The organism is Bradyrhizobium sp. USDA 3240 (assembly GCF_054063295.1).
On record NZ_JBSSGD010000002.1, the window covers coordinates 7,918,893 to 7,938,271 of the forward strand.

The 19,379-nt window shown below is 61.2% G+C and carries 15 protein-coding genes and 3 pseudogenes; 12 read left to right on the plus strand and 6 right to left on the minus strand.

Features of this window, described 5'->3' with window-relative positions:
- Positions 1-15 precede the first annotated feature (15 nt).
- The 9 genes from ACVIGA_RS37725 to ACVIGA_RS37765 are packed head-to-tail and all read left to right on the plus strand — an operon-like array spanning position 16 to position 8,416.
- On the plus strand, positions 16-384 hold the full coding sequence (locus ACVIGA_RS37725; protein ID WP_456670030.1) for a TrbC/VirB2 family protein: 369 nt from the start codon (positions 16-18) through the stop codon (positions 382-384).
- A complete protein-coding gene (locus tag ACVIGA_RS37730) occupies positions 384-641 on the plus strand; it encodes a VirB3 family type IV secretion system protein (protein WP_456670031.1) in 258 nt (85 codons plus the stop codon). The genes ACVIGA_RS37725 and ACVIGA_RS37730 overlap by 1 nt, the downstream gene beginning before the upstream one ends.
- Positions 635-3,223 (plus strand): conjugal transfer protein TrbE, encoded by a 2,589-nt coding sequence (gene trbE, locus ACVIGA_RS37735; RefSeq protein WP_456670032.1) that lies wholly within the window; start codon positions 635-637, stop codon positions 3,221-3,223. Before ACVIGA_RS37730 ends, trbE begins: the two co-directional genes overlap by 7 nt.
- Before the next feature lie 27 nt (positions 3,224-3,250).
- Positions 3,251-4,003: a P-type conjugative transfer protein TrbJ gene (trbJ, locus tag ACVIGA_RS37740; protein ID WP_456670033.1), complete on the plus strand. Its 753-nt coding sequence runs from the start codon at positions 3,251-3,253 to the stop codon at positions 4,001-4,003.
- A gap of 11 nt (positions 4,004-4,014) precedes the next feature.
- A complete protein-coding gene (gene trbL / locus ACVIGA_RS37745) occupies positions 4,015-5,172 on the plus strand; it encodes a P-type conjugative transfer protein TrbL (protein WP_456670034.1) in 1,158 nt (385 codons plus the stop codon).
- Between the two features lie 3 nt (positions 5,173-5,175).
- Positions 5,176-5,880 (plus strand): conjugal transfer protein TrbF, encoded by a 705-nt coding sequence (gene trbF / locus ACVIGA_RS37750; protein ID WP_456670035.1) that lies wholly within the window; start codon positions 5,176-5,178, stop codon positions 5,878-5,880.
- Complete coding sequence (trbG, locus tag ACVIGA_RS37755) at positions 5,877-6,902, plus strand: P-type conjugative transfer protein TrbG (protein ID WP_456670972.1); 1,026 nt, start codon at positions 5,877-5,879, stop codon at positions 6,900-6,902. The genes trbF and trbG overlap by 4 nt, the downstream gene beginning before the upstream one ends.
- A complete protein-coding gene (locus ACVIGA_RS37760; protein WP_456670036.1) occupies positions 6,899-8,176 on the plus strand; it encodes a TrbI/VirB10 family protein in 1,278 nt (425 codons plus the stop codon). Before trbG ends, ACVIGA_RS37760 begins: the two co-directional genes overlap by 4 nt.
- 3 nt (positions 8,177-8,179) lie before the next feature.
- Positions 8,180-8,416: a DUF2274 domain-containing protein gene (locus ACVIGA_RS37765; protein WP_456670037.1), complete on the plus strand. Its 237-nt coding sequence runs from the start codon at positions 8,180-8,182 to the stop codon at positions 8,414-8,416.
- Positions 8,417-8,676: 260 nt separating this feature from the next.
- On the opposite strand, the gene ACVIGA_RS37770 is transcribed toward ACVIGA_RS37765, so the two are convergent.
- From ACVIGA_RS37770 to ACVIGA_RS37790, 5 genes and pseudogenes are all read right to left on the minus strand, one after another.
- Positions 8,677-9,255 carry a TetR/AcrR family transcriptional regulator gene (locus ACVIGA_RS37770; RefSeq protein WP_456670038.1) on the minus strand — a complete coding sequence of 193 codons (579 nt, stop codon included), beginning with the start codon at positions 9,253-9,255 and terminating at the stop codon, positions 8,677-8,679.
- A gap of 39 nt (positions 9,256-9,294) precedes the next feature.
- A pseudogene (locus tag ACVIGA_RS37775) lies at positions 9,295-10,759 on the minus strand (amidase family protein).
- A gap of 348 nt (positions 10,760-11,107) precedes the next feature.
- Positions 11,108-11,506: a hypothetical protein gene (locus ACVIGA_RS37780; RefSeq protein WP_456670039.1), complete on the minus strand. Its 399-nt coding sequence runs from the start codon at positions 11,504-11,506 to the stop codon at positions 11,108-11,110.
- Between the two features lie 8 nt (positions 11,507-11,514).
- A complete protein-coding gene (locus ACVIGA_RS37785) occupies positions 11,515-14,064 on the minus strand; it encodes an arylsulfatase (RefSeq protein ID WP_456668187.1) in 2,550 nt (849 codons plus the stop codon).
- A gap of 17 nt (positions 14,065-14,081) precedes the next feature.
- Positions 14,082-15,068 (minus strand): formylglycine-generating enzyme family protein, encoded by a 987-nt coding sequence (locus tag ACVIGA_RS37790; protein ID WP_456668186.1) that lies wholly within the window; start codon positions 15,066-15,068, stop codon positions 14,082-14,084.
- A 218-nt stretch (positions 15,069-15,286) separates the two neighbouring features.
- Here ACVIGA_RS37790 and ACVIGA_RS37795 point away from each other — a divergent pair, with 218 nt between their 5' ends.
- Both ACVIGA_RS37795 and ACVIGA_RS37800 read left to right on the plus strand, forming a co-directional pair.
- Positions 15,287-16,015: an ABC transporter permease gene (locus ACVIGA_RS37795; protein WP_456670040.1), complete on the plus strand. Its 729-nt coding sequence runs from the start codon at positions 15,287-15,289 to the stop codon at positions 16,013-16,015.
- Positions 16,012-16,839, plus strand: a complete 828-nt coding sequence (locus tag ACVIGA_RS37800; protein WP_456670041.1) for a substrate-binding domain-containing protein — start codon at positions 16,012-16,014, stop codon at positions 16,837-16,839. The genes ACVIGA_RS37795 and ACVIGA_RS37800 overlap by 4 nt, the downstream gene beginning before the upstream one ends.
- Positions 16,840-17,183: 344 nt before the next feature.
- Here the strand turns inward: ACVIGA_RS37800 and ACVIGA_RS37805 are convergent.
- Positions 17,184-18,410: pseudogene (locus ACVIGA_RS37805) on the minus strand (sulfatase-like hydrolase/transferase); the annotation flags it as partial.
- Between the two features lie 196 nt (positions 18,411-18,606).
- Here ACVIGA_RS37805 and ACVIGA_RS37810 point away from each other — a divergent pair.
- Positions 18,607-19,371 (plus strand): annotated as a pseudogene (locus ACVIGA_RS37810) (IS5 family transposase).
- The last annotated feature ends 8 nt before the right edge of the window (positions 19,372-19,379 follow it).

Below are 19,379 nucleotides of genomic sequence, written 5' to 3' on the forward strand. Positions count from 1 at the left end.
GAAGGAGACTGCAATATGTCCATTCGACTGCGTCTAAACGTGCGTTCGCGCCTTCGCGGCTTCTATTCGGTCAACGCACTGCCTCTGGTCGAGCTCGGCGTGGCCTCGGCCTGCGTGCTCCTCAGCGTCACGGCGGCACACGCCGCTGGTTCGGGCATGCCATGGGAAGCACCGCTCGAACGCGTCCTGGAATCCGTGCAGGGGCCCGTCGCCAAGATCGTCGCCGTCATCATCATCACGGTGACCGGCATATCGCTGGCCTTCGGCGACACCTCCGGCGGATTCCGCAAGATGGTCCAGGTCGTCTTCGGCCTCTCAATCGCCTTCGCCGCGAGTTCCTTCTTCCTTTCGTTCTTCTCGTTCGGTGGCGGAGTACTGATCTGATGCGCCCCGATGGTTTTGAACTCGTGCTCCACCGCTCATTGACCGAGCCCATCCTCATCGGCGGCGCTCCGCGTGCCGCGGCCATTCTGATCGGGACCCTGTCGGCCGTGCTGGCGCTCGGCTTGCGCCTTTGGCTCGCAGGCCTGATGCTCTGGGTCATCGGACACAGCGCTGCCGTTTGGCTGGCCAAGCGCGACCCGGCCTTCGTCGAAGTCGCCATCCGTCACACCAAGCACAAAGGGCGACTCGCATGCTGAACTTGAGAGAATTCCGCGGCGATGCCTATCGGCTGGCGGATTGGTTGCCATGGGCCTGCCTGGTCGCTCCGGGCGTCATCCTAAATAAAGATGGCAGCTTTCAACGGACGATACGCTACCGCGGACCGGACCTCGACAGTGCCACCGAGGCCGAACTGATGAGCGTCACCTCACGCGTCAACAATGTCTTGAAGCGTTTCGGTTCAGGCTGGGCTCTCTTCTTTGATGCCACGCGCATCCCGGCGTCCGAATACCCGCGGTCGGAATTTCCGGACCCGGTGTCCTGGCTGGTTGATGAGGAACGCCGCGCCGCTTTTGCGGGCGCCGCCGGGGCATCATGGGAGGATCCCGCACGACCGGGCGGGCAGCACTTTGAAAGTGTGCTGCATCTGACCTTGATGTATTTGCCGCCGGCCGAGCGGATCTCGCGCCTCGAGGGCCTGTTCCTCGAGCGTCCCGAGGGGAAGAATCGCGCGACCAAAAAAGATCGGCGCATTCGTCCGGATCAATCAACCGCCGATGCCGATCGACACGAGAATTCGGCACAGGGCGGCATTGACGACGCCAATTTCGGCGGCCAGCGGAGGCTTGAGAGAAGCGAGCAGGGCTACCGGGACCACCTCCAGCGGTTTATCCAGGAAACCGACCGGGCGATCGATCTGCTCTCATCGGTCTTGCCCGAAATCTGGCCCCTCAACGATGAGGAGACGCTCACCTATCTGCATAGCTGCGTCTCGACCAAGCGCCATCCGGTCAGTGTTCCCAAGATTCCGGCCTATCTCGATTGTTTCCTGAGCGATGAGCCGCTGACCGGCGGATTGTCCCCGGCGATCGGGCGGAGCCATCTGCGTGCGCTGACCGTCCTGGGGTTTCCGCACGTCACCTTTCCGGGCCTGCTCGACGAACTGAATCGGCTTGGCGTCGCCTACCGCTGGGCGACACGGTTCATTCCGCTGGACCGCACGCAGGCAAATGCGACGCTGACGCGCTACCGGCGGCAATGGTTTGCCAAGCGAAAGTCTCTTGCGGCGATCCTCAAGGAGGTCATGTTCAACGAGCAGGCGGCGCTGCTCGACACCGACGCCAGCAACAAGGCGCTCGACGCCGACGCGGCGCTTTCCGAGCTCGGCGACGATCTGGTCGCCTTCGGCTACATCACAACGACCGTTACCGTGAGCGACGAGGACTCGCATCAAGCGGACGAGAAGATCCGCGCAGTCGAGCGGGTGATCAATAGCCGGGGTTTCACGGCCATTCGCGAGAGCGTCAACGCGGTGGAAGCCTGGCTCGGCGGTCTGCCGGGCCAGGCCTATGCCAACATCCGCCAGCCGATTGTTCACACGCTGAACCTCGCCCATATGTGCCCGTTGTCGGCGGTATGGGCCGGACCGGAGCGGTGCGAGCACCTTGATGGGCCGCCGCTTCTGATCGCAAAGACCAAAGGGGCGACCCCGTTCCGATTGTCGCTCCATGCCGGAGATGTCGGGCACACGATCATCGTCGGTCCGACCGGCGCGGGCAAGTCGGTCCTGCTTTCGATGCTCGCCCTTCAATTTCGCCGCTATCCGAACGCCCAGTTGATCACGTTTGACAAGGGCCGCTCGGCACGGGTCACTACGCTCGCGTTGTCGGGGGCCTGGTATGAGCTGGGCGCCAAGGGCGGTATCGCCTTTCAGCCGCTCAAGGATGTCGCGGAGGACGGGGCGAGACTCTGGGCACTCGACTGGCTTTGTGGCGTGCTCGCGCATGAGCGCGTGACCGTGACGCCCGAAGTCAAAGAGACGCTCTGGTCGGCGCTGAGGAGCCTCGGTTCCGCGCCCGTCTCGCAGCGGACGATGACCGGGCTCGTGGCGCTGCTTTCTCGTGATGCGCTTCGGCAGGCGCTGCAGCCCTATACGCTCGAAGGACCCTATGGTCGGTTCCTGGACGCAGACGCCGACCGTCTTTCCGGGGCGGACGTGCTGACCTTCGAGATGGAAGAATTGATGGCATTGCCTGGCCTGGTGGCGCCGGTTCTGACCTACCTTTTCCACTCTCTTGAAGAGCGGTTTGACGGACGGCCTACCTTGCTGGTGCTGGATGAGGCCTGGGTGTTTCTGGACGATCCGCTGTTCGCGAGCCGGATTCGCGAATGGCTGAAGACGCTGCGCAAGAAGAACGCGGCTGTGATCTTTGCCACGCAGTCGCTTGCCGATATCGCCGACAGCGAGATTGCGCCTGCGATCATCGAATCCTGCCCAAGCCGGATATTCCTCCCGAACCCCCGTGCGCTGGAGCCGACGCAAACCGAGACCTATCGCCGGTTCGGCCTGAACGACACGCAAGTTGGGCTGATCGCCGAAGCGTTTCCCAAGCGCGACTATTATCTGCAGTCTCGCGCCGGAAACCGCCTGTTCGAGCTAGGCCTTGGACCGGTCGCGCTCGCACTCGTTGGGGCGTCCTCACCGGACGATCAGCGCGTCATTGACGCGGTCCTGGCCCGCACCGGGCCTCATCATTTCGCCGAGCGCTACCTCGCCGAACGCGGTCTGCACTGGGCCGCCAACCTGATCAGCACCTTCGAACAAGCCCACAAGCTCTGACCTCAACCTCGATCCCTGGAGTCTTCCATGCTCGAAAGCATCGGCCGCGTGTTCACGGGTACAACTTCCAGAATTATCGTAACGACAACACTATCGTTTGTTATCGCCGTGAATGGGTCGCGACGGCTCGGCGCGTTCGATATCGTATTCGATCCGACGAACTACAGCCAGAATCTCCTGACTGCCGCGCGCGCGCTTGAGCAGATCAACAACCAGGTCAGAAGCCTCCAAAACCAGACGCAGTCGTTACTCAATCAGGCCAAGCATCTTACAAGCCTCCCGACCAGCGTCGTCGGTCAGCTCTCCTCGACGATCAATCAGATGAACGGCCTGATCGGTCAGGCAAAGAACATCTCGTTCGATGTGCAGACGACGCAGCAAGACTTCCAGCGGCTCTATCCCCGACAGTACGCGGCGGCCATCTCGTCCGACAAGATGGTGCAGGATGCGACGACACGCTGGGATAATAGCTACGACGGGCTGAAGCAATCGCTCACGCTGCAATCAGCTATCGTCAGTACGCTCGACCAGGATGGCCAGACGCTTCAGATGCTGATGGCTAGGTCGTCTGCTGCGGTCGGCTCGCTGCAGGCGCAGCAGTCGGGTAACGAGCTTCTCGCCCTGCAGATAAAACAGTCGCTGCAAGCCCAGGCGCTCATGGCAACCCAGGCGCGCGCAGACACGTTGCGTGCCGCCGAACAACAGGCGTCGTCGGCCGCGGCAAAGGAGCGGTTTACCCGCTTCATTGGCGACGGCCACGCCTACAGCAGTGGCAAGTAGGTGAGGGCGCCATGGCTGATCTCTCCGTCATTGACCGCTTTACCGAGACGTTCTCGCGCTACATCGACTCCGGATTTGGTCTTCTGTCTGGCGACGTCTCATTCCTGAGTTCAACGTTGATCGGCATCGACCTGACGCTCGCCGGGCTTGCCTGGAGCATGCGGGCGGACGATCACATCATGGTCACGCTTGCCAAGAAGGTGCTTTATGTCGGCGCTTTTGCGTTCATTATCGGCAACTTCAAGAGCCTCGCCGATATCGTCTTCGCGTCCTTCTCCAGCATCGGTCTGAAGGCGTCCGGTGGGACCTTAAGTGCGGCCGACCTGGCGCGGCCAGGCTTTGTCGCCGCCGCCGGGTTTACGGCCGCTCATCCTCTTCTGGAGGAGACCGGCCAATTCTCCGGCTTTGATGTCCTGACCAACCTGCCGACGATCCTGATCCTGCTGTTCTGCTGGATCCTGATCGTGCTCGCCTTCTTCGTCCTCTCGGTGCAGCTGTTCGTCACGCTGATCGAATTCAAGCTGACGACGCTCGCAAGCTTCATTGTCGTGCCGTTTGCCCTGTGGGGAAAGACTGCATTCCTTGCGGAAAAGTCGCTCGGCAACGTGGTCGCCTCAGGGGTGAAGGTGATGGTTCTCGCGATCATCATCGGCATCGGCTCGACCATTTTCGGTCAGCTCGCGAGCACCTTGACGCGGCCGGTCGATATCGTGTCGGCCATGAGCTTGTTGCTTGCGGCCCTTTCGCTGTTTGGCCTTGGCATTTTCGGCCCAGGAATCGCGGCAGGATTGGTCTCAGGTGCACCCCAGTTAGGCGCCGGTGCAGCCGCGGGAACGGTGGCGGGTGCGGCGGCTATCGCGATCGGCGGCGGAGCGGCGGCCGCGGGCGGCTTACGCGTTGCCGCAGGCGGTTCAATGGCTGCGGTTCGCTCCGCGGCGTCGCTCACCGGGGCGGCTGCGGGCACGTCAGCCCGGGCCGCCACCGCGGATCAGCTCTCAAGCGCGAGCACTGCCGGCACGACGAGCGGAGCGGCTGCTTCAGGCGCGGGACGTGCGGCGGCCTCGTCAGGACGGGGACACGCAAGGGAAGCGGCGCAAGTCGCCGCTCACACCCTGAAGGAAGGTGACAAAGGCGGGCATTCTTCAGGTCCGAAGCTGGGGGAGGAATAAGATATGGCAGGTCACCCCTTTCAGCGCGTGGCCGTTCGCTATGGCGAGACGCCGGAGCCGGTCACCGCTTATCAGAAGGCAGCCCAGGTCTGGGATGAGCGGTTGGGATCAGCCCGCGTGCAAGCGAGCAATTGGCGGTTGGCGGCGCTGGCGGCCATTGGCTTGTCGGGCGTGCTCGGACTGACGATCTTCACCCAGATCGCTCGCTCAGGTGTCACTCCCTACGTGGTCGAGGTCGACCGGCTCGGTGAAGTCCGAGCAGTCGGGCCCGCGCTCGAAGCCTACCAGCCGTCAGACGCGCAGATTGCGCATTTTCTCGCGCGATTTATCGAGAACGTGCGTTCGCTATCGATCGATCCAGTCATTGTCCGGGCGAACTGGTTGCGTGCCTACGATTTCGTCACCGACCGCGGCGCGCAAGCCTTGAACGATTACGCGCGCGAGGCCGATCCGTTCACAAAGATCGGTTCCAAGACGGTAACCGCCGAAGTCACGTCGGTGGTACGCGCGTCCGGCGACAGCTTCGAGATCCGCTGGAAAGAGAACACCTACGAGAACGGTTCGATCGCAAAGACAGAGCGCTTCACCGGTCTCGTGACCACGGTCCTCAAGCCGCCCGCAGATGCCGAAACGCTGCGGAAGAACCCTCTCGGCCTCTACGTCCATTCACTCAATTGGTCGCGCGACCTGATTGGAGACGCCAAATGAATTCCAAAGCCCTCACCAAGCTCGCATCGGCCAGCGTCCTTGCCTTGTCGCTAGCGCTTGCCGGCTGCGCCACCAAGCTCAATCTTGAAGCGCCCTATGACGAGATGACCTTTGAGAAGGCAATTCCAGACGCCGATCCGCCGGCGCCGGTGCAAGTCGTCGAAACGCCAAAGGTCCTTCCGTTACCGGGCCAGTTGAAGCCCTATCCGACAAAGGGCGGCAAGGAGGAAAAGCTGCCACCGGAGCAGGCAATCGCCAAGGCGAACAAGGCGGCACGGATGGAGCCGACGCGCGCCGGATATATCAATGCCATCCAAGTGTATCCCTGGACGGAAGGCGCACTCTACCGGCTCTATGCAAGCCCAGAAAAGGTCTCAACCATCGCGCTTCAGCCGGGCGAGGAACTGATCGACGTCTCCACAGGTGATACGGTTCGCTGGGTGGTCGGTGATACCCTGAGCGGGCAGGGCAACTCCCGGCGTGTGCATATCCTAATCAAGCCGACGTTGCCGGATATCCAGACCAACCTCGTGGTCTTGACCGACCGGCGGGCCTATCACCTCGAGCTCGTCTCCACCAAGCAGACCTACATGGCGTCCATCTCATGGACCTATCCGACCGATACGCTCGTTGCTCTCCATAAGCAAAACGTCGCCGCTCAAGAAGGTGAGGAGCGGATCGCCGATCGCGGCGTGCGGCTCGACAGCCTGAATTTCCGCTATCGCATTGAAGGCGACGATCCGCCGTGGCGACCACTGCGCGCCTTCGACGACGGCCGCAAGGTCTATATCCAGATGCCGACCGGCCTGTCGCAAGGGGAGGCGCCGCCCTTGTTCGTCGCCGGAGCCGATGGCCGGCCGAACCTCGTCAACTACCGGGTCCGCGGCTCCTACTATATCGTCGATCGGATGTTCGGCGCCGCCGAGCTTCGCCTTGGCGAGGATCCGCAGCGCATCGTCCGAATCATCCGTATAGACGCGCGACCGGTGTCGCAGGTTTTCAGCACCGGGAGCGCCTCATGACGACAGGATTGGATCAGGATCCGGAGCCGCTGGAACTGCGAGCCCGCCCACGGCCCGTTCGGCGCCTCAACAGGCGCGCCCTCATGATCGGCTGCGCGGTTGCCGTGCTGTTTGTGGGCGGGGCGGTGCTCATTGCGCTCCGAGCACACTCCTTCAAGCAGTCGGAGCGGACAGAGCTCTACAATATCGACCGCAAACAGACTGCCGAGGGCTTGAGCAAGCTGCCGAAGTCCTATGAGGACCTGCCGCCATTGACGCCGCGGCTTGGACCGCCGTCGCCTGGGGATATTGGCCGGGCCTTCGCCGAAAACGAGAAGAAGGCTGGTGTGGCACCGGACGCTAGCTTCCGGACCAACCCGGAAGAAGACGCCGAGCGGGCCGAAAGGATCCGCCAAACGCGCGTCGCTCAGCAAGCAAAGGAGTCAGGCTTGTTCTTTCGCTTGTCGGAGAAACACGAGAAGCGCAAGCAGGCAAGCACGACCGAAGTGCCGGCAGCTTCCCCATCCGCATTCCGCCCTGCGACGGCTGATACGGGACCGTCCGCGGGCGAACTCGCAAAGACGGCGCAGGCGATGGTCGACCGATCTAGCGAAATCATTCACTCGTCGCAGGCGCGAAAGCTGGCCTTCGCGGGCGCGAGGGCTGACACGGAAATCGCCAATCCCCATGCGCTCAAACCAGCACCATCCACCTATGCGGTGATGGCGGGGGCGATCATCCCGGCGAGCCTCGTCACGGGACTGAATTCGGACCTGCCTGGGGCCACCATCGGCCAGGTCACCGAGAACGTCTATGACACGGTGACGGGCGAGCATCTCCTGATCCCGCAAGGGACGCGGCTCGTGGGCAAGTACGATAGCGTCGTCGCCTTCGGCCAGAAGCGGGCGCTGGTCGTCTGGACCCGGCTAATCCTGCCTAATGGCAATTCGATCGTAATCGAGAACCTTCCGGCCACAGATGTCGCAGGCTATGCCGGGCTCGAGGATGAGGTGGATTTCCATACCTGGCAGTTGCTCAAGGGCGTGGCTTTGGCGACGTTGATCGGGGTGGGGACACAGCTTTCGATCGGAAACAACGAGAGCGATCTCGTGAAGGCGCTGCGGGAAAGCTCGCAGCAAACAACCAATCGCGCGGGGCAGCGCCTGGTGGAGCGCGAGCTCGACGTGCAGCCGACGATCACGGTGCGGCCGGGTTGGCCGTTACGGGTGATTGTTTCGAAGGATCTAGTGCTGAAGCCCTACCAGGACGTTCAGACGGCAGCGAAGGGCCGGTGAGGGATGAAGCTCGCGAAACTGCCTGATCGGACCCCAGTGAAGATGAACGTCGTGCTTACGCCAGGGCTGGCGCATCGGCTCCGCGACTATGCTGCCTTCTATGCAGAGACCTACGGCAACAAGGAAGAAGTAGCTGAGCTGATACCGTTCATGCTCGAGGCATTTCTCGACGGGGATGTAGCCTTCAAGAAAGAAAAGAAGAAGGTCGATGGTACAAGATCATCATCGGGTGATCGATAGGCTTCTCATTGACCCTGAGCTATGTCGTCTGAGCGAGTGTAGTCCTTACATGTTCGATGGGTGCCTCCAGCGATCTCAAGAGCCCATTTAGTTCCTCTAGGGCGTGTACTCATTAACTGGCCGCGTGACCGATGTCCGCTTTTCCCTCAATAACGGCGGTAAAGCGGACATTGCCTGACTTCCGGGTTGGGCCAGCAGCGGACATCGGCAATTTCAGCACGCAGGCATGTCCGATCTTGAGACTCACCGTCCTTGCTGAACTAGGCTGACGGGGCTTGCGCCAAGTGCATCGCGGCTTCAACGCCGCCATCCAGGATCTGCTGCGCCTCTCTCGCGTCGGGCACGGCCCGCGCGAACTGCAGGGTGCCGACCATGAGCCCGAAGATCGCCGTCGCACGGCGGTGGTTCGCCTTGGAATCTGCACCCGGAAGCAGCGCGGCCAAAGTCGCAACGTACCTTCGCAACGCTTTCTCGTAATCTTGCCTGGTAGACAGGGGCTGGCGGGCGATTTCCGGTAGTAAGGCCGCTGAGGGACACCCGTCTGCCCGGTCTTTGAGGTGGGCGCGGTTGAGGTATTTACGGATCGCGCCTTCAAGGTCGAGGCCCTTGAGCTGATCTTCAAGGCAATGCTGCTGGCCCCCCAGCGCGCTCGCCAGCGCCTCGCGAACAAGCTCGTCCTTGGACTCGAAGTGCGGAGAAAAGGCCCCTTTGGTCAGGCCGGCCTCGCCCATAATCCCCGCAATGCCGGCCGCAGAGATGCCGTCCCGGCGCATGCACTTCGATGCCACATCAACGATGTGCCGTCGTGTCGCCGCCTTGTGACCCTTCTCGAATCGCATCTTCGCTCAACTCCACAAACTGCCCGCAGCCTGGTCGCGTTAGATCGCAGTCGACTTGTAGCCCAGGATACCTTCGACCCTGCGGGCAAGGACCAAGAGCGTCCGGTCGCTCCCGAGCGGGGCGTCAAGCTCAAGGCCAATCGGCAGGCCAGCGCGGGACGAGCCGACAGGAAGACTGATTCCCGGCATCCCCACGCTGCTCGCAGACACGGTGTGGTTCGCCAAAGCGAGGTAGCTGACGTCCTGCCCCGCGATGTGGACGGTCGCCTGCTCTTCGATCAAAGGCGCCGTGCACGGCGTGGTCGGTTGCAGAATGGCCTGCGCCCCACGAGCGACGAACGCCGTGTCGAGGCGGCGCTGGATTTCAGGCCGGCTCACGTTGAGCGCCGACTGATAGGCCTCTACGGAGGTGGCGCCTGCGCCGCCCGGTAGCACGATGTGTCCCCACGCCTGCCGAAGTTGGGGCTTGAGCCCATCGTAAATGGCCTCGAACGTAGTAGGAATGTCGTGGCGGCGAAGGAACTCCGAAATCGCGCCCATCGTTTCATGGGCGAAGATGCCCCATGTCGCGGTTTGGACGAGGACGTTGAAATCATTGCCAAGGTCGACCTCGACGATTTCGGCGCCAGCATCCTGCAGCCGTCGAACCACTTCGAGGGAGCGGGTTTCGACTTCCGAATCCACAAGTTCCAGGAACTGCCGAGGCGCGAAGGCGAGTCGGACTCCCTTTAGATCATGGCCGTCGGAAATTTCCGCAGCCTGTTCGCCAGTCACAACGTGATCCAGCAATACGCAGTCCTCGACGCTTCGAGCGAATGCGCCCGTGGTGTCGAGCGTGTGAGAGATCGGAGCAACGCCGTTGCGCGGCCACCGTCCGGTGGTTGGCTTGAACCCCACGACGCCACAGAACGATGCGGGTACCCGGATCGAGCCAACGGTGTCGCCGCCCAGGGAGGCGGGAACGAGGCCGGCGGCTACCGATGCGGCGGAGCCGCTCGAGGAGCCGCCCGACACGCGACCTCGTGCGTGCGGGTTCTTGACCTGGCCGTAACGTGCGTTGTGACCGGTCAAGCCATAGGACATCTCGACTAGGTTATTTTTGCCGAAAACGAACGCGCCCGCATCCTTGATGGCACGGACAGCGTCGGCATCCCTGTGCGGTACGAAGTGAGCGAGGCTATCGAGCCCGAGGCTCGTCGGTAGTCCTTTTGTCAAATAACTATCTTTCACCCCGAGCGGCACGCCCAGTAGCGGAACTGTCGATCCGGCCGCACGTGCTTTGTCTGCGTCTCTCGCAGCCGTCAACACGACGGCCTCATCGATTGTGATGAAGGTGTTTAGTTCGGCAAGCGTTCGGGCGCGAAGCAGAAGTGCCCGAAGTGTAGGCCTCCGACGTGATCTCGCCCTTACGAATGGCGGCTGCAGCGGCTGCGAGCCCCAGCGAGGGGAGATCCATGACTTCTTGCGGCGCGCGATGGCTTAGAGTGGCGGTGGTGTCGTTCATGAAGTCCTCGCAAAGAGCTGTTTGCAGCATTCGACGCCGTCAAACATCGACTGGAGTTCAATTACGATCGTAATATCACATTACGAATGTAATTCAATAGAGGTGCAGGGCTTCTCTGGACACATGAGCGTGAGGTGTTGACGAGGCGGCGATGGGTGACCACCGCATGTCGGTTTTGGGTCAAACTGAGACCTCGCACCGGCGGGTCGGCACTTCCGGGCTTCATTCGGAAGCGGACATCGTCACGGCCGTCCGGCATGTCTCAAGAGGGCCAAAAGCAGATATAAGAGGTTTAACTGACAAGACCTCAACACCATGGCATCCGTCCGCCCAGTGCTTGCTGATCGTCTAGGGCGGATATTCTTTTCTTGCGGACAGGGCCGCGCCACACCCGACCGCCAGCGCCAAATGGGCCAGCACTACCGGCCACAGGGCAACGCCCGCCAACCCTTGGCTCGTCCAAGCCAGCACGAGGATCGCGACCACGGCGGCATTGTAGAGCAGCACAGCCGCAATCAACCCTCGCACGGCGCGACCGGCAGCGTCCTCTCGCGCAAGCCAGCAGGCGATACCGATCGCTAGTATCGCAACGCCAGCGACGCGGCTGACCGTGGTGCCGGCGGCTGTGCCGGGTGCGGCGCCCAGCAGCAATTCCACCAGAAAGGACGGCGCTACCGCCAAGACTAAGCCCGTCGCCGCCTCAGCCGCGCCCATCATTGCAAGGAGCGGCTTCGACCTCAGCGCCATCGTTCCACTCACTTCGCCTTCTTCGACGCGGGCACCTTGGCATTTGGCTGCTCGATCGGATCCGGCTCCGGCGCCGCCGTCGGTCCCAGTTCTGCCTTGGCCTGCGCGGGGTCCTTGAGCTCCGGTTCGAGCTTGAACGTCAGCCTGTTGATTCTGCCGGTGAATTTGAACGGGGGATCGTAGCGATATTCCAGCATCGCCACGCCGCTGCGAGTATCCATGCCGACGTCGAAGCTTTCGTCCTCAGGGAAGGTGACCGGAATGGAGTGCTCCATGGATTTTCGGTCTACTTCCTTGCCGTCGACCGAGAGAACACCAGTTCCTCCCTTACCCAGGCCCGGGCCATCCGACTTGAAGTCGAAGACAATGGTGTGCTTGCCGGCGCTCAACTCCGGCCCCGCCCAAATCGTGCGCTTGAGGTTGAGCAGGTTGTAAAGAAACACCGGCTTGCCCGACCGAACCCCGGCCACACCCTTGCTCAGGAAAAGCCCATAGCCCCCGAACCGGCCGCCTTCGGTGACGATCATGCCTTCCCCACCGCCGCCCGGAATCTCAACTTCGGCTGTGATGGTGTAGGACTTGTTCAGAATGCTTGGCGCTGCGCTGGCGGGCACTCCCGATAGTTCGCCCGAATATTTGAAGACGCTTCGCCCCGCCGTGAGGCTCGGGCGTGGCGTGTTCCAGCGCAGCAGCGTCGTGTTGTCGAGCGGCAGCACGTTGTACTTCTTGGCTTCGACATCGAACACCGCCTGCAGTTCCTCCACTTTCTCTGGCATCTGCGCGGCGAGATCGTTGAACTGGGTCGGGTCCTCCTTGACGTTGTAAAGCTCCCACTTGTACGCGCTGACATCCGGGGGCGGAGTGGTGCTCAGCACCCACGGCTGGGTCACCGGCGTCGTTGCCGCCACCCAACCGTCGTGGTAGATGGCGCGATTGCCCAGCATCTCGAAATATTGCGTCGTGTGCCGGGTCGGAGCGTCGGCGTTCGCCTTGTCCCATGTGTACATCATGCTCACCCCTTCGATCGGGCTCTGCTTGATGCCCTTGACCGTCTCGGGCTGCGGAATGGCGGTTGCTTCCAGGATGGTCGGCACAACGTCGATGACATGGTGGAATTGGCGGCGGATGCCGCCGACGTCGTTGATGTGGCCGGGCCAGGAGATCGCCATGCCTTGCGCGGTCCCGCCGAAGTGTGATGGTACCTGCTTCACCCACTTGAACGGGGTATCCATCGCCCATGCCCAGGGCGCCGCGAAGTGCGGGAACGTCTTGTCCGAGCCCCAGAACGGGTACCAGAGGAACTGCGCCTTCACCGGCACGGGGACGCCGTTGAAAGTCGTGAACTCGTTCGGCGTGCCGTTGAGCATACCTTCCGCGCTCGCGCCATTGTCGCCGCTGATGTAGATGATCAGCGTGTTGTCGAGCTGGCCCATGTCCTCGACCGCCTCGATCACTCGTCCGATCTCATGGTCGGTGTAGGCGAGGTAGGCGCCATAGACGTCCGCCTGCTTGATGAAGAGCTTCTTTTCCAGTTCGCCGATCGAATTCCATTCCGGAAGTTCTTTCGGCCAGGGCGTCAGCTTGGCGTAATCGGGCATGATGCCGAGCCGCTTCTGGTTGGCGAAGATGGTTTCGCGCAACTGGTTCCAGCCCTGATCGAACAGGTGCATGTCGCCGATCTTCTTGATCCACTCCGGCGTTGGATGATGCGGCGCGTGCGTGCCGCCTGGGACATAATAGACAAAGAACGGTTTCTCCGGCGCGACCTCCTTGAGCGTCTTCATGTGCTGGATCGCCTCGTCGGCCATGGCCGTCGTGAGATTCCAGTCAGGATTACCCTGGAAGGGATAAATCGCTGTCGTATTGCGGTACAGGTTAGGTTGCCACTGACTGGCGTCGCCCCCGACGAAACCGTAAAAATATTCGAAGCCCATGCCGTTGGGCCACTGCTCGAACGGCCCGGCCTGGCTCGACTGGTAGGACGGCGTGTTGTGGTTCTTGCCGAACCATGAGGTGGCGTAGCCATTCGCCTTGAGGATGGTGCCTATGGTGCCCTTGCCGATCGGGATGATGGAGTCGTAGCCCGGATAACCCGTCGCTATTTCGCCGACCACGCCGGTGCCCACCGAGTGATGGTTGCGGCCCGTGATGATAGCCGCGCGGGTCGGCGAGCAGAGCGCGGTCGAATGGAAGTTGGTGTAACGCAGGCCCTGTGCGGCGATACGGTCCAGAGCCGGGGTCGGAATCACCCCGCCGAACGTGCTTGGAGCTCCGAATCCGCAATCATCGGTCATGATGAGCAACACGTTGGGCGCGCCCTTCGGCGGCACGACGCGCGGAGCCCACCAGGGTTTCGACTCCGATGCTTTCTCCTTGATATCCCCGCCGAACGCGGCCGATGGCGGCGGAATCTGTTTTCCGTCGATGGTGGTGGTGGCGCCGGGCGTGCCCAGCTCCCCCGTCACCACTTGTGCGCTCGTGGGTTCGGAAAGCGCGGTGAAACCGAGGAGAAGGACCGCCAGGCTGCTGCTTTGCAGGACATCACGATGAAAGCGCATGCGAAGTGCTCCTTTTGTCAGCTACTGGAGGACTCCGGCATCTTGCTTCTGCGCTTGACGCATCGAAATCCGACATGGCTCGTGGACGTATCGATCGCCTCCGCATGTCGTGCGGCCGGGCGATAGCGGCGACAATAGCTCGGCGCGCAGAGATGCGAGCCGCCCTTCAAGACTTTCCGCGGAATCCGGATGTTGGGTTGACTTGGATCAATGCTTTCAACCTCCGGTCCACCGCGCGGATTTTCCGGAATGCAGCACACCTTTGGCGCGTCCGCTTCGTGCTTCGGCGAATACCAGTCGGACGTCCATTCCCAGACATTGCCGATCATGTCGTGGACACCGTAGCCGTTCGGCGGGAAGGCCGTCACCGGCGACGTACGCTCGTATCCGTCGGTGCAGAGATTTTGCCGGGGGAATTCACCCTGCCAGGTGTTGGCACGATGCTCTCCGCCCGGAGTGAATTCGTCGCCCCAGGCATATTCGGCCCCGTCCAATCCGCCGCGCGCAGCGAACTCCCATTCCGCCTCGGTCGGCAGGTCCTTGCCGGCCCACCGCGCATAGGCGAGCGCGTCGGAATAGGCGACGTGGACGACAGGATGATTGTCGAGCACGTTGATACTGCTTTTTGGGCCATAGGGGTGCCGCCAGTCGGCGCCCTTCATGAATTGCCACCATATGCTCCAGTCGCGGAGATCGACGGCCTGCGCGGGCGGCGAAAACACCAGCGAACCCGCATAGAGCATGTGCGGCTGCGCGCCCGGATAGTCCTTAGGGTCGGGTGGGATTTCGGCATAGGTAACGTGGCCGGTTGCGCGCGCGAATTCCTTGAATTGCCGGTTCGTGACCGGCGTGCGGTCGATGAAGAACTCATCGACGGTCACGCGATGCGCGGGGGCTTCCTCGGGGTAATGCCGGTCCGAACCCATGCGGAATGTGCTGCCGGGAATCAGCACCATGCTCTCGACTACCGTGCCTTGACCATCAATCGCTGGGGGGTCACGCATCTGCTGCGCCCTCTGCTGATCATGCGAAATTCGCACAATGGCAGCAGTTGACTATGCAAAACCGGACAACAGAGCGCAATACGGTCGATCGCGCGATTTCCGCTTCGGGTCAATCGCGTCGTCTTTGCAGTCGGCCAGCTATTTCTGGTCTACCCTCAACTCCGGACATGTCGCTGCATTGCGCCAACTGACGCGATGGGCCAACAGGCAACATTTACATGCCCCAATTGCGCCGACGTTATTTTCTGGCCTACGTTGAGACTTCCTTCTGCTGGATTGGCTACCGGGTGGGCGATTTTCTAGAGATTGTCGGACTTTCAATCAGCGTTAGCTTGACGGCGACCGCCACAGCGACGGCCGTGAGCCTTCCCCTTGGAGCCACGCTCGCGGTTTTTCCCTTTCGCGGGCGGCATCTTGTTGTCGTTTTGATCAACGCGTTTTTCGGACTGCCGCCAGTTGTTGTCGGCCTCGCCCTATACCTCGCGCTCTCGCGCTCCGGTCCGCTGGGTTCTCTCGCCCTGCTCTTCACGCCGACCGCTATGGTGATGGCACAGAGCATCCTTGCAATCCCGATCATCACGGCACTCGTGCATCGCGCTAGCGAAAGAGCTTGGGCGCGATACGGCGACGAACTGACCGGAGACGGCGCAACGCGATTGCAGGCCGTTCCGCAAATTCTGATGATCATTCGCGCGGAACTTATAACAGCGGTTTTGGCAGGCTTTGGTCGCACCGTTTCGGAAGTTGGCGCAGTGATCCTTGTCGGCGGCAACATTCGTGGCCTGACTAGAACGATGACCACGACCATTGCACTTCAAACAAGCCAAGGCGACCTCTCGTTGGCCTTGGCTCTTGGCGCGGTGTTGGTAGGGATTAGCATTTCGATCAGCGCGACAGTCTTTGCTATGGCCGGACGTGCGCGAACGGCGGGGAGCGATGAGGTATGATCAGTTTTCGGGACGCATTGGCGCTAGTTGCGAGCGTCGTCGCAATAAATACGAGTTCTGCCGCCGAGCAATCCATCGTGTTGGCCTCGACTACCTCGGTCGAAGCGTCCGGGTTATTGGCAAACATTCTCCCACAGTTTACGACCAAGACTGGCATTACCGTGAATGTCGTCGCGCAAGGCACGGGCAAAGCGATAGACACGGCGCGGCGGGGCGATGCCGATTTGCTGCTTGTTCACGATCCAGAGGCTGAACAACAATTCATGGATGAGGGCCACGGCTCAACGCGGAGACAGGTCGCGTGGAATGACTTTATCATCGTCGGACCGTCCGGCGATCCGGCTCACGTGAAAGGCGGCAACGACAGTATTGTGGCATTGAAGGCGATTGCCACGTCGCGAGCCCCGTTCGTCACGCGTGGTGACAAAAGCGGTACGAACGCGGCTGAGTTACGACTTTGGAAGGCCGCTGGTCAAACGCTGGACGCTCTCAGCAAAGAGAAGTGGTATCGAGATATTGGCGGTGGCATGGGGCAAGCACTTAATGCCGCGAGCGCGATGGACGCCTACACTTTGTCGGACCGTGGCACGTGGCTCAGTTTCAACAACAAGGGATCGCTAGCCGTCGTTATCGAGGGCGATCCACGCTTGCTCAACCGTTATGATGTGATTGAATTGAACCCTCAGAAACACACAGGCGCAAAACTTGCCAACGCGAAGGTCTTTGCAGATTGGCTGGTTTCGCCAGACGGGCAGCAAGCAATCGGCGCCTACCAAGTGAGCGGCCAAAAGCTGTTCAACCCGTCTGCCGGTGCGCCCAAATGACGTACTTTAAAATCTAAAGCCCGGGAATTATTCTGATCGACAGCCGGTGCGACAGTTCGGCAACCCCGACCTCGCCCGGTTAGGCTCGGCGTGTGACTTACGGCGCGCGCCGAGCCGCGTTTTTCATACCCTTAATGGATCGGATGTCCGGTTGGGGTCAAACTGAGACCTCGCACCGGCGGGTCGGCACTTCCGGGCTTCATTCGGAAGCGGACATCGTCACGGCCGTCCGGCATATCTCAAGAGGGCCAACAGCGGAAGTGCGAGCTTTGGTTGTCGCTCGGTTGCTACATGATGCTTGTCAGACGGGCGCCCCAAGCCCGGGGCGCCAGTCACCGCATACTCTACTTGCCAGCATGCGACTGCATGGCCTTCTCGATCTGCTCCTTGACGGCTTCCAGGTTGAAGCTCGCACCCTTCTGCATCGGAGGAAACTCGATCGCAGTCTGGGCAAGCTTGCCCACCTCCTGCTGCACGAATTGGAATCGCCAGAACTCGTAAGCAAACCAGTTATAGAATGCCAACGACCCCTTATCGCCGTTTGGCAAGTTCGTGCGTTCGAAGGGATCAAGGCGGAGATTGGTGAGGATCGGCCAATCGACCTTGACCGTGCCGCCCAACCAGCCACCCGGCTGATCGGTGAAGCGATACTTGAAATCGTCCACCCGCACCGCGCTCAGCGTGCCTTCGGTGAAATAGAAGATCGAGTGGCGGGCAGACGGGCCTTTTCCGGTAATCAGGTCCAACTGGTTATACCCGTCGAGGTAGACCTTATAGGTCTTGTCGCCGAGCTGCTTTCCCTTCTTCAACTCTTCGGCAATAGTCGAATTGCCGGCGGCGGCCACGAAAGTCGGGAACCAGTCGAGCCCGGACATAATGCCGTTCTCGACCTTTCCCGCCGGCACCCTACCGGGCCATCGGATCATGCAGGGCACACGGAAGCCGCCTTCCAGCGCCGTTCCCTTGCCGCCCGCGAACGGCGTCTGGCCGCCGTCAGGCCAGGTGAAGTTCTCAGCGCCGTTGTCGGTTGTGAACACGACGATGGTGTTGTTGTCGAAGCCCTCGTCCTTGAGCTTCTTCATCACAGCGCCGACGATGTCGTCGAGCTGGGCGAACCCGCCCTCGGAAACCGACCAGCCGTTTTCCGAGTTGCGCATGTTCTCGTATTTTTCCGAAAGATGGGTGACGACGTGCATGCGAGTGGGGTTGAGCCAGACGAAGAACGGCTTGTTGTCCTGTTTCGCCTTGTCGATGAAGGCGAAGGTGGTTTGCAAAATCTCGTCATCGACCGTTTCCATCCGCTTCGGATAAAGCGGCCCGGCGTCCTCGATCCGCTGCTTGCCGATCTTGCCCCAGCGCGCTTGCACCGACGGATCGTCGACGTTGGTCGCCCATGAATGGACCATGTTGCGGGGGCCGACGGTGGCCAGCAGCGATTGCGGGTAATTGCGGTGGGCTGGGTCCTCCATCGCATCGAGGTGATAAAGGTAACCAAAGAACTCATCGAAGCCGTGCACCGTCGGCAGAAACTCGTTGAGGTCACCGAGGTGGTTCTTGCCAAACTGACCCGCTCCCTTGTGATCCCCCCGAAGCCGACACAGAGCGGCACACTTCCGGGTTGATCTAGATCAAGGGATGTCCGAATAGGGTCACGAACGACAAAACTCACTCTGAGCATAATAGGTCCGCTTTTGGATGCATAGCGACCAGTTGAGCCTGGGCCCCGAACCATGATTCAAGCCCTCCACGTCGTCAGGGGCTCAAATCATGCGCTACGAACTCACGGATTGTGAATGGACCGCCATCAAGCCGATGCTGCCGAACAAGCCGCGTGGCGTTCCTCGGGTGAACGACCGACGTGTCCTCAATGGCATTTTCTGGGTCCTGCGATCCGGAGCACCTTGGCGCGATCTGCCCGAGGCGTTTGGTCCGTACACGACTTGCTACAACCGGTTCGTTAGGTGGCGGCGGGCTGGTGTTTGAGGCCGCATCATAGACGCGCTTGCCGCTGCCCACGATGCGACTGTCCAGATGATCGACACCTCGATTGTCCGCGTGCATCAGCACGGAGCTTGCATCACCCGGAACCAGCACCAATCGATGGGAAGGTCCCGCGGCGGTTTGACGAGCAAAATTCATGCGGTGGTCGATAGCAATGGTCTGCCGGTACGGCTGGCGCTTAGCCCCGGTGAGACCCATGACGTCCGACTTGCAAGAAAACTGCTCTCTCGCCTTTGGCCCACGCGCCTCGTCGCATGGCCAGCTCCCTAATCCAATCAGCGTCATAGCCACGATCGGCCAGCAGCATTGCCTTTGGTTTCAAACATCCCGCCAAAACGCAATCGTACCAATCCGATCTGCTTCAGCCCTTATCTCTACCGTGACCGCAAGCGGATTGAACGCTACTTCAACCGGATCAAGCAATGCCGCCGGGTCGCTACGCGCTACGTCAAGCTGGCTGCCAACTACCTTGCCTTCGTTCAGCTTGCTTCAATCAGGCTGTGGCTTCGTGCTTATGAGTCCACGCCCTAGTCGAAGGC